The 9,352-nt window shown below is 65.0% G+C and carries 17 protein-coding genes; all 17 read right to left on the bottom strand.

What is annotated here, in order from left to right; all coding sequences use genetic code 11:
* Positions 1-129 precede the first annotated feature (129 nt).
* The 17 genes from BLR71_RS17840 to BLR71_RS17225 all read right to left on the bottom strand — a co-directional run bounded on the left by BLR71_RS17840 (position 130) and on the right by BLR71_RS17225 (position 9,316).
* Positions 130-1,134 (bottom strand): phage tail protein, encoded by a 1,005-nt coding sequence (locus BLR71_RS17840; protein WP_092529053.1) that lies wholly within the window; start codon positions 1,132-1,134, stop codon positions 130-132.
* 27 nt (positions 1,135-1,161) lie between these two features.
* Complete coding sequence (locus BLR71_RS17155) at positions 1,162-1,788, bottom strand: phage tail protein I (RefSeq protein ID WP_092529055.1); 627 nt, start codon at positions 1,786-1,788, stop codon at positions 1,162-1,164.
* Positions 1,781-2,695: a baseplate J/gp47 family protein gene (locus tag BLR71_RS17160; protein ID WP_092529057.1), complete on the bottom strand. Its 915-nt coding sequence runs from the start codon at positions 2,693-2,695 to the stop codon at positions 1,781-1,783. The genes BLR71_RS17155 and BLR71_RS17160 overlap by 8 nt, the downstream gene beginning before the upstream one ends.
* Entirely contained in the window at positions 2,692-3,030 is a 339-nt protein-coding gene (locus BLR71_RS17165) for a GPW/gp25 family protein (protein ID WP_092529059.1), read from the bottom strand. Before BLR71_RS17165 ends, BLR71_RS17160 begins: the two co-directional genes overlap by 4 nt.
* Positions 3,027-3,599: a phage baseplate assembly protein V gene (locus BLR71_RS17170; protein WP_092529061.1), complete on the bottom strand. Its 573-nt coding sequence runs from the start codon at positions 3,597-3,599 to the stop codon at positions 3,027-3,029. Before BLR71_RS17170 ends, BLR71_RS17165 begins: the two co-directional genes overlap by 4 nt.
* 78 nt (positions 3,600-3,677) lie before the next feature.
* A complete protein-coding gene (locus tag BLR71_RS17175; RefSeq protein WP_092529063.1) occupies positions 3,678-4,130 on the bottom strand; it encodes a phage virion morphogenesis protein in 453 nt (150 codons plus the stop codon).
* Positions 4,123-4,611 carry a phage tail protein gene (locus BLR71_RS17180; protein ID WP_092529065.1) on the bottom strand — a complete coding sequence of 163 codons (489 nt, stop codon included), beginning with the start codon at positions 4,609-4,611 and terminating at the stop codon, positions 4,123-4,125. The genes BLR71_RS17175 and BLR71_RS17180 overlap by 8 nt, the downstream gene beginning before the upstream one ends.
* Positions 4,608-4,808, bottom strand: coding sequence for a hypothetical protein (locus BLR71_RS17185; protein ID WP_092529067.1), 201 nt, complete (start codon positions 4,806-4,808; stop codon positions 4,608-4,610). Before BLR71_RS17185 ends, BLR71_RS17180 begins: the two co-directional genes overlap by 4 nt.
* 13 nt (positions 4,809-4,821) lie before the next feature.
* Positions 4,822-5,040: an Rz1-like lysis system protein LysC gene (gene lysC, locus BLR71_RS18100; RefSeq protein ID WP_092529082.1), complete on the bottom strand. Its 219-nt coding sequence runs from the start codon at positions 5,038-5,040 to the stop codon at positions 4,822-4,824.
* Positions 4,940-5,311, bottom strand: a complete 372-nt coding sequence (locus BLR71_RS17560; RefSeq protein ID WP_139172689.1) for a hypothetical protein — start codon at positions 5,309-5,311, stop codon at positions 4,940-4,942. The genes lysC and BLR71_RS17560 overlap by 101 nt, the downstream gene beginning before the upstream one ends.
* On the bottom strand, positions 5,308-6,120 hold the full coding sequence (locus BLR71_RS17195) for an N-acetylmuramidase domain-containing protein (RefSeq protein ID WP_092529069.1): 813 nt from the start codon (positions 6,118-6,120) through the stop codon (positions 5,308-5,310). Before BLR71_RS17195 ends, BLR71_RS17560 begins: the two co-directional genes overlap by 4 nt.
* A 2-nt stretch (positions 6,121-6,122) precedes the next feature.
* Positions 6,123-6,395, bottom strand: coding sequence for a phage holin family protein (locus BLR71_RS17200; protein WP_175491721.1), 273 nt, complete (start codon positions 6,393-6,395; stop codon positions 6,123-6,125).
* Positions 6,392-6,736, bottom strand: a complete 345-nt coding sequence (locus BLR71_RS17205) for a putative holin (protein WP_092529073.1) — start codon at positions 6,734-6,736, stop codon at positions 6,392-6,394. The genes BLR71_RS17200 and BLR71_RS17205 overlap by 4 nt, the downstream gene beginning before the upstream one ends.
* A 28-nt stretch (positions 6,737-6,764) precedes the next feature.
* Positions 6,765-6,974 carry a tail protein X gene (locus BLR71_RS17210; RefSeq protein WP_092529075.1) on the bottom strand — a complete coding sequence of 70 codons (210 nt, stop codon included), beginning with the start codon at positions 6,972-6,974 and terminating at the stop codon, positions 6,765-6,767.
* Positions 6,974-7,444 (bottom strand): head completion/stabilization protein, encoded by a 471-nt coding sequence (locus tag BLR71_RS17215; protein ID WP_092529077.1) that lies wholly within the window; start codon positions 7,442-7,444, stop codon positions 6,974-6,976. The genes BLR71_RS17210 and BLR71_RS17215 overlap by 1 nt, the downstream gene beginning before the upstream one ends.
* Before the next feature lie 104 nt (positions 7,445-7,548).
* Positions 7,549-8,289: a phage terminase small subunit gene (gpM, locus tag BLR71_RS17220; RefSeq protein ID WP_092529079.1), complete on the bottom strand. Its 741-nt coding sequence runs from the start codon at positions 8,287-8,289 to the stop codon at positions 7,549-7,551.
* 10 nt (positions 8,290-8,299) lie between these two features.
* The gene (locus BLR71_RS17225) at positions 8,300-9,316 is read right to left on the bottom strand and encodes a phage major capsid protein, P2 family (RefSeq protein WP_092529081.1); all 1,017 of its coding nucleotides are present in this window, start codon (positions 9,314-9,316) and stop codon (positions 8,300-8,302) included.
* Between the last annotated feature and the right edge of the window lie 36 nt (positions 9,317-9,352).

The following is a 9,352-nucleotide window of genomic DNA, read 5'->3' on the forward strand; positions in this document are numbered from 1 at the left end:
GCGCCACTCTTCTTCTGTAGCAACTACCGCATCATCTGGCCAGGTGCCGGCACGCATGTATTCAGATTTCATGCTAGACGGATAAAAAGCATTTCTTGAGGGGCTGTAATGGTATGACATGACGCTTCCTTATTTGCCGATAGCGATTATTGAACAGACCGTACCGCCGCCCCCAGCGGGGGTCTGGAAAGTGCCGCCGCTATTTGTCACGTTCGTCGTATTAACAACATCAATGCCAGTCCCATAGTCGAGCGCGCCCGATACAAAAACATCATTGGGGAAAGGTATCGGCCAAGTGAAATTCAAGCCATCGGGACGGCTGTTAATCCCCAGCCATTGCAAAATAAATCCCCCCAACCAGCTGGGGAACGCGATATAGCCGTCGGCTGAAATACTGTATGAGACCCCCCACCTCAGCTTCTTTGGCGTCACTGCTGTCGTGTCATCAGTGCCGGCATCGGTCTGCGCCTGCGTCGCAATTTTGAGCATGCCGGCGACTGTTTCGGTAGCAGCCTTGACCCATTGCGTCGCCCAGTTTTTGAGCTTCATCGAGGTGACGAATTTCCCGTCATCATCGCCGGCATTGACCTCGGTCTGAGACGCCTTAATCGCCATGCCCCGCTGGGCTTCGGTCGCCAGCGGATGTGCGCGACTTGCTTCATGCGCGGCCCGCTCGGCCTCGACGAACTGCCGTGTCGCGAGGACGACCGATGGGTCGACCTTGAGGGTGACGGCGGCGGTATCTGAGACCTCGAGCACGAAGCGCACGGTCTGGGTGCGCGAGCTACCCTCGGCGAGCACCGGCTTGTAGGTTTCGGGGTAGTTGCCGATGCCGATCAGATCGCCATCGGCGTCGATGATGCCGATCTCACGGATGGTCCAGCCGCCGACGTCCGGCGGCAGCACCTGCTCAACGACGATCCAGCTGGGGTTGTCCGGGTCGGTCTGGCTGGTATTGATCGGCGCGCGGCGCAGCTCATTGATGAGTGCCGTGGCGCTGCTGTCCGGCGTGGGCAGGCTGCCACCGCCGTCGCCGACGGCCAGCTCGGTGATCTCGATGGTGCCGCCCAGGGCCACGGCGTTGGCGAGTTTGGCCTGGCCGGTGTCGGTGAGCAGGGTATAGAACTGGGGCATGCGAGCTCCTCTCTTTTCAAGGGCGTGTCAGGGCAGCGGGTAAACGGTGGCGGTGTCGATGCTGATGGCGGTGAGGCCGACATAGCTCACGCCGGTGACTTCGGTTTCGGCGGCGACGAATGGGTAGACGGCGGTCAGGTCGCCGTCATAGGTGGCGGCGGCCATGTAGGTGATGCCGCGGCTCTCGCCGGCGAGATCCAGAGCCGAGACATGCCGGGTCAGCGGCTTGGCGTCGTCGATCAGCCGCTCGAGCTCGGTGTACATTTCATCGGTGATGCCGGTGTCGAGCACGCCAATGCGCAGGGCGAAGGTGCCGCGCTCACCTTCGGGCTCGGTCTCCCACCACTCGACGACCTCGAGCAGATAGCCGAGTGGCTCGACGACTCGGCGCAGGGCGCTGATGGTTCCCTTCTTGCGGTGGACGTAGAACGCGGAGGCGATCACCGAGCGCTTGGCGGTGTCGGACCAGGTCGTGTCCCAGCGGTCGACGCTGAATGCCCAGGCCAAGTAGGGCAGCAGCGGTGCCGGGCAGTCCCAGGGGTTCCAGAGTTGGCGCAGCAGGATAGGCACGCGCTGGATCTCGGCGAGTGCTTCGGAGGCGGCGCGCTCCAGGGGCGAGGCGTTGGGGGGAAGTAGCGTCAAGGTATTAGCCATTGCCCGCCCCTAGGGTGACGTCGATCCCTGTGCAATGTCCGGCCTGAGTGCGGTCGAAGAGGATGTGCTCAACCGGGGATATCAGGTCTACGTGCTCGACTCCCTCGACATGCAGAGCGGATTTAATCGCATCGGTGTAGATGCTGCGGCCGAGTTTGCGTTTCTCAGTGCGGTATTTCTCTGCGCGTGCCAGGGCACTTTCCAGGATAAGTTCCCGCTCGGGGCCGTAGCCCTTATCAAGGTGAAGTACGGCCTGGATGGCGTAGTCGGTGATTGCTGCGGATTGAACCGTGACGCGATCACAAACCGGCCGGATGTCTTCGGGTGTGAGTGCGTCGTAAACGATGTCGAGCAGATCCTGGGAGGCCTCACCATTACCCAAGCGCGACAGGACCGTGATCAGCGCGTCACAAGGTTCCGGCGACAGCGCAGAGACATCGGCGACGCGACCGTCAGCACTGCGCGCATAAAACTCATAGGCGCCGGTGGGTCCGGCAACGCTCAGCCCCTCGAAGGCCTCGGGGCCTCGCATACGCAGGTCACTATCCTGTTCCAGCGTCGGAGGAACCGGTGGTACTGCGTTCTCGTCACCAGGCTCCACTGTCAGGCGCTTGACGTTGAAATTGGCCACGAGATTGTCGAGATCCTCGTCGTTGGCATGTGCAATCATCACCGCCTGGGCGGCCTCGTTGACCCGCTGCCGCCAGAGCATTTCGCGGTACGCATTCTCCTCGAGCAGCTTGGTCAGCGGCTCGGACTCTAGAGCCAGCGTGGCCTCGATCTCGGATTGCTTATCGGCGGGGTACTGATCGAGTAGCGCCTGCTTGCGCTCGGCGAGGATCGTCTCGAAATCGAGCGACTCGACGACCTGGGGCGGTGGCAGTTGGGAGAGGTCGATCACGCTCATGCGACGGGCACCTCGACGGCAACTGCATGGCCATCGGTGGTGATGGCGTCAATCGCCAGTGTGGCTGCGCCGGGACTCGTGGTGCTGACACTGCGCTGGACACGCTGCACCCGCACCCGAGGCTCCCAACGGATGATCGCCATCACCGCGGCGGCGTAGGCCTGCATCAGGGTGGCATCGTGCAATGGCTGGTCGATCAGCTCGGGCAGCAGGCTGCCGTAGTCGCGGCGCATCACTCGCGAGCCGATGGGCGTGGTGAGGATGTCGCGCACGCTCTGGCGGATATGGTCGAGCTCGTCGAGCTGGCGGCCGGTGGTGGCGTTCATGCCGGTCATTGCACGGGCCCTCCGCTTTGGCCGTTGCCCGGCACGACGCCGCTATGCGGGTGGTCGTGCCCGACGTTCACGTCGTTGTGGGTGAGGCTGCCGCCGTCCTGCGCGTAGCTACCGGCGCGGGCCATGTCGCCCTGGTGGTCGATGTTCCCGAGCCACGACGTGCCGCCGGGTGCGCTGATCTCGATGGAGCCGGGCAGGTTGATGCGCAGCACGCTCGATTCGTGGTCGTACTCGAACAGGCCGCCGTCCGGGAATAGACGGCGGCACAGCTCTGGCAGGTCTGCCGGGGCCGGATGGGCGTCGGAAAACAGTCCGGCCAGCACCACGCCGGCGGCGAGATCGCCACCCGGCGAGAACAGCACCACCTGCTCGCCGACGGTGGGGGGGTTCCAGTCGCGAGTGGTGCCGGCGCGACACTCGATCCACGGCCGCCAGGCGGTGAGCAGCTCGCCCGATTTCACACGGACGCGCGCAGCGTCGTGATCCACCTCGGCGATGGTGCCCAGGCGAATCAGGTTATGGATCAGGCGCAGCAGCTCGGCGGCGCTATGCAGGGGGTGTTGGCTCATGCCGCGATGGTTGCGCGGCGGCGGGCGAGTGGCGAGCGGTTGGCGTTGTGGGGAAGGCGTTTTACAACCAGGGCGTGGCTAGTCCGTGTCGAGGTGGTGCAGCACTGAGTCCTGGATCAGCTCGCGGTCGGCAGCGGTGTAGCCGATCAGTCGGCGCTCGGGGTAGTCATAGCGCGGGCCGTCGCGCTCGACCCGGGCGCGCAGGCCTTTCTGGTGCACCCGGGCGATATGCGCCACGCGACCGACGAAGCCGACCTCGGCGGCATCGCTGCTGCCCTTGGCCTTGAGGTACTTGGCTGTGCGGATCTTCGAGAACATGGCACGCCGGCGAATGCCGCCGGCTTGGGCGCGGGCCTGGGGTTTGCGCGGGGCGTACTGCGTACCGTCGGGATTCTGCTGGGCCTTGATGCGCTCGCGCTGGCTGCGACGAAGATCCTGAGCGACCTTGCGGGCCAGTGCCCGGCGTTCCTTGGCGCCTAGCTTGGCGATCAGCGGCGCGACCCAGTCCTCGAGGGCGTCGAGATCATCCATTCGGCGATTCCCATTCGCTGGCCATCGCCGGGGCATCGTCGCCTGGCGCCTTGATGTAGAGCTGCCACTCGGTGGCCGGGCATGCCTCGATCGGGTACTCGGGCATGCGGTGCTCGCTGGTGATGTTGCCCGTCTCGCAATCGACCAGGGCAACGACGCGCTCGGTAAGTCGCACGGTCAGGGCGAGATCCCAGGCATGATTCGACAGAATCTCGGCCTCGAGGCGCACGGCCTCGTCGGGCTCGAGGTCCGGCTGATAGTGCGACAGCCACTGCAGCAGCGGGATCATCAGCGTATCCAGCTCGCCCGCGTAGTCGGTGACCACGACCTGAGCATCGACCTGGTACTGATGGCTCAGGTGCTGGCCCCGGTGGAATTTCACCGTGCCGTCGTTCACGAAGGTCAGTAGCTTCTCGGGGTTGTCCTTCAGCTCCGGTACTGCGCCGATCAGGTGCTGGCGGAGGGATAGCAGTTTGTTCATTTTTCGCCGTCTTCCTTCATCCACTCAAGCATTTCTTCACGCGACAAGGCGTTGACGTCGGGAAACACGCCGTATTTGCAATTATTCGCTGTCGGCGGGCCCATGTTGCTTATCTGTTCCTGCTCAAGCTCATTGAGCTGCAAGCAGATGGGCTGCTCGGTGCTGTCGTACCAGGTATCTCCGACTTTGACTCGCATGGCGACCTCCTCTTTATTCCGTGATTCCGCGGTCCTCGAGGGCGTCGACTAGGCCGTTGTGCCGTGTCGCGCAACGATGATACTGGCCTGCCCAGGCGTCCATGGTCAGCACGACGTCTTTGCCGGTCCCGTCAGTCAGCTTGGGCAGCGTCGTCGGGCAGGGCGTCATCAGGGTCTGCTGGTTCGGGAACTGTACCGGCGGCGGCGTGGTTGAGCAGGCGGATAGCGTCAGGCTCGAGACACATGCGGCGATATACAGGCTTTTCGATTTCACGAATGATCCCCCGGTCGATGATGCGCTCGTTGGCTTCAAGGTCGGCAAGTGCGGCTTCGACCTGCGCGGCGATCTCGGACTCGCGCTCCATGGCGGCATCGATGGCCTCGCGGGTAGCCCGCTCGGCGCTCAGGCGCTGGGCGTCCTCGAACCAGCCACGGGCCGCCCAGCCGGCGGCGGCGATGGCCACCGCCAGGGTGGCGAGAAAGATGAGGCGCATTCTCGTCATGCGGCCATCTCCAAATCGCCGGCGTGGCGCCGGTAGGCCGCCGCGAGCTTGGTGTCGTAGTCGTTGCGCTCAAACGCGGGGCCGTTGTAGCGACGAGCAAAATCGCGCCAGTCCTGCCGGCGCAGAGCAGAATGCAGCGCGCTATCGGCCTCGATGAATCGCACGAAGGCCTCGAGCTGCCGACCCTCGCTGATGGCCATCGACTCGGCGAACACCTCGGCGCTGGCATAGCCCAGGCGGTGCCAGTGAAAGCCCATGATCTGGAAAAGCCCCCAGCTGGCCGACTCGATGGCGGCGCTTCCTTGAATGGCGTCAGCGGCCGCCAGCCGCTCATGCTCGCGTGGGCCGCCGATATAGCCGCCAGGTTTGTCGTTGACGATATTGGGCTGACGCTGCTGGTAGGGCACCGGGTTGATCGCGTGGTGGATCAGGCGGCGGCGCATGATATGGCGCTCGAAGAGAATCACCGGCGCGCCGTTGCGTGAGCCGCCGACGTGAAAACCCAGCCCGCGTGATTCGATCTCGTTGACGGCCATTACCGCGGCGAGCTCGACGTCGAGCGTCTCGGCGGCGCCGACCAGGTCGATCTGGCGCAGCGCCTTGGGATCCGTACCCTGTTTCAGGGCGCGGCGTGTCTTGGGGCCGGCCAGGCCGTCGATCACCAAGTCATGGGCGCGCTGAGCCGCTCGCACCGCTGATTCGGTCTCGTCACCAAACCAGCCATCCACCTCAAGGGCGTGGCCGGCGGCGACCAGGGCGCGTTGCAGGGCCTCGACCCGATAGCCGGTATCGCCGTTTCTTAGCAGCATGCTCAGATCCTCTTTAGCTGGATGATGTGGGCGACGTTGCCCCGTGCCCGCCAGACCAGCCAGGCGAATACCGCCATGACCAGGGCGATTCCCCAGCCGGCGGGGTAGCTCGACTGAGTGATAATGCGAATGGCGACGGTGCCGGTGCCGGCGATAAGCAGCCAGGCGGCGCAGGAATAGCCGAGCCGGTAGCGGGCGCCGCGGCGACGGTAGGTGAGCAGCCGCGCACAGATCAGCACGGCGCAGATCAATGTGACGAGGGTGGGGATACTCACTTGCGGCCTCCCAGCAGCGACTTGAGGTCGAGCGTTTTGACGCCTTCGATGGCACGCAGCCCCGCTGTCACGGCGGTTGCCGCGCCGATGAACGCGGATACCGCGCTGTGTGTAATCCATTGGCCGAGCACCGACGGGCCGCCCAGGTAGCCGATCAGCAGGCTGATCACCAGGTAGGCGAATCGCTCGAAGAGGCCCAGATCCTTGGCGCTGATCACGAACAGCGAGGCGCCGCAGAAGGCACCGATCACGGCGTTGGCATCGACGCCTGGAAGCCAGCCGACCAGGGCGGCGAGCCCGGTGGCGGTGGCGACGGCGGTGGTGGTGCTGGGTTCGGCCATGGATTTCCTCGGCGTGATCGGTTGTGGGTCAGGTCCAGAGCTGGATGGTGTCGACCCGCGGCGCTTCTGGGGCGGCGTCGGGCAGGATGACGGCTGTGCCCTGGGGCAGCCGGGGGCCGAGTTCTGCGAGGCCCGGGTTGAGCCTGAGCACCTGCTCGGTGATTTCGGCTGTCTGGCCGAGCACCCGATAACACAGGGCGTCAAGGGTCTCGTATTGGTGCGCGTAGACGGTGCGCATCAGATCAGCTCGACGGTGGTGTGGTGGCGGCCGACGATCTCGGCGACGGCCCAGCGGGCGTCGCGTCGCACATCGTCGGCCGCCAGGTCTTTGGCTTCTCCACGCTCGTCGCCAGCCTCGGTGGCGGCGATTTCTCGGTAGCGCTCGAGCAATGAGGCATGGGCGGTGGCGTAGACGGCGCGGCGATAGAGCAGGGCGTAGTGCCCGGCTACGGCCCATGACGGGGCAGCCACATCATCGAGCGTCGCGGCCCCTTCGTCCTGTTGGGCCTGCTGCCAGTCGGCGAGCTGGCGATTGACGTCGGCCATGGCCACCTGCAGCGCCCAGGCGAGCCGGGTAGCGGTCACGGTGCCGTCCAGGCGCTCGGCATCGCGGCAGTCCGCCGGCTCGATATCCGGCCAGAAACCGTTGTTGGCGATGCTCTCGGCATCGTCGGGAGCGGTGCCGGTACCGGCGGCGATCAGGGACATGGCAACGTCTCGGTATTAGGAAGGGGGTGGGCCGGGATCGACGAGATAGGGCCAGCGGCCCGCTCTCCCCCGGCGCCCCCTTGGCGTCGGCGTGCGACTCGGGGTCAGGCCGGGGCGCTGCTGTTCTGAGCAGTGCCCTGGCCGGCGTTCTGTTGCTTGAGCTCGCGCTCGAGGCGCTCGATGTCCTTCTTCACACCCACGCGGTCGTTCAGCTCCAGGGCGCGGCGCAGATTGGCGAGGGCCTCGTCGGCATGGCCACCGCGGGCGCGCTGGGCGTAGCCGAGCGATTTGTGGAGCTTGGCGCGGATCTGGTCGTGCATGTCGGCGTCGCGGGTCAGGGCCTCGACGCGACTCAGATGCATGGCCATTTCGGCGGCGTCGTTGGCGGCGCCGGCTTCGCCCTCGGCACCTTCTGCATAGGGCGCCTCGAGCAGCCGCATGGCCTCTTCGGCGACCTGTTCGACCACCAGGCTGGCGGTGTCGCGCTCGAAGCGGTCGGGGGTGTCGAGGCCATGGCGCAGTGCGTACTCAGCGATTGCGATGCCGCCGGCCAGGTCGCCGACATCCAGGCGCCACAGCATCACGGTCATCAGCACGTCGTCCTGTGCGCCGTTGCCGCCCTCGAGCACACCGGTCACGTAGGCATCGAACTCGGGCAGCAGCTCGCGCTTCTTCTGCACCTTGGCTTCGGTGGACTTGATGGCCTTGAGGGTGCGGCGCGCCTCCCAGAGCGCGGCGGCGTGGATCTCGTACTGCTCGCCGGTCTGGGGCCGGCTGGGGTTGGCATCACCGGCCGCTTTCGCGGCGGTGACGCGGGCAAAGTGCTTACGGGCGGGGCTTTGCATTCAGCTCTCCTTAGACGGACCAGTCGCCGAAGATGATGTTTTCCACCAGGCAGCCAGCGCCGAAGTCCTCGACGACATAGGCGTCGTTGGAGCTCTCGTAGTTCTCGACGCGCTTGCGCTTGGGCTCGTCCTTCATGTAACGGCGACGTGAGCCGTTCTGGTAGTACATGGAGAGGTTGCTGGTCGGGGTGATCAGCAAAGCGCCGTCCGGGAAGTAGGGCACCCGCGCTGCTTGCTGGCCGCCCATGCGCTTCTGGCTGACGATCAGGTCCAGGGCGCGTTGCTCAGTAGGCGGCTGGTCCTTGTTGATCAGCGGGAAGTACTTGTCAGCAAGGATCTTGCGGCCACAAATCGCGCGCAGCTCGGTGGACTCGCGATGCCAGGGATCGATCAGCTCGTTGACCACGTCGTAGACCAGGGCGTCGAGGTTTTCGTAGTCGCCACCTGGGCCGACGCGCACCTCACCGGCGGTACCACCCTCGCTCATCACCCGGGCCGGGGCGTTGTCTCGATACTGCTGCAGCCAGCCCTTGTTGACGTCCTGCAGAAGCGGATAGGTGGCCCGGTCGGTCTCGGCGGCGGCACTGGTGCCATTGAAGCCAATCATGATGCGGTCCAGCGCCTGCTGGCGAAGGATGGCGTTACGTACCCGCACCTGAAAATCGCGGAATTTGGCCCAGGCATCCATTTTCTGCCAGGACAGGAAGGTATCGAACTCGGTCGATACGCACTCGTACTGGTTGGCATCCAGGCTGGTCAGGTCGCGCGGAGTACGGTCTTTGGCCGAGGTGTCGGTGCGGCCAGCGATCGGGCCGCTGATACCGAGGCCGAGTTTCTCGCCCTTGAGCTCATCGACGCCAACGATGTTGATCTCGCTGAGAAAAGCCGAGGTCTCTTGCATCTTGGTTTCCAGCGTCTGCTGGACGCTGGGCTCGACCGCAAAGCTCTCGGTCGCGCTGGAAACGCCAGAGAGCTCGGCGATTCGCTGGGTCAGTTTGTTGAAGGCGAAGCGTGTGTCGTTGCGCATGAGGCGGCTTCCTTAGCAGTCGGTCTGTTGAGCGCC

The organism is Onishia taeanensis (assembly GCF_900100755.1).
Classification (GTDB): Bacteria; Pseudomonadota; Gammaproteobacteria; order Pseudomonadales; family Halomonadaceae; genus Onishia; species Onishia taeanensis.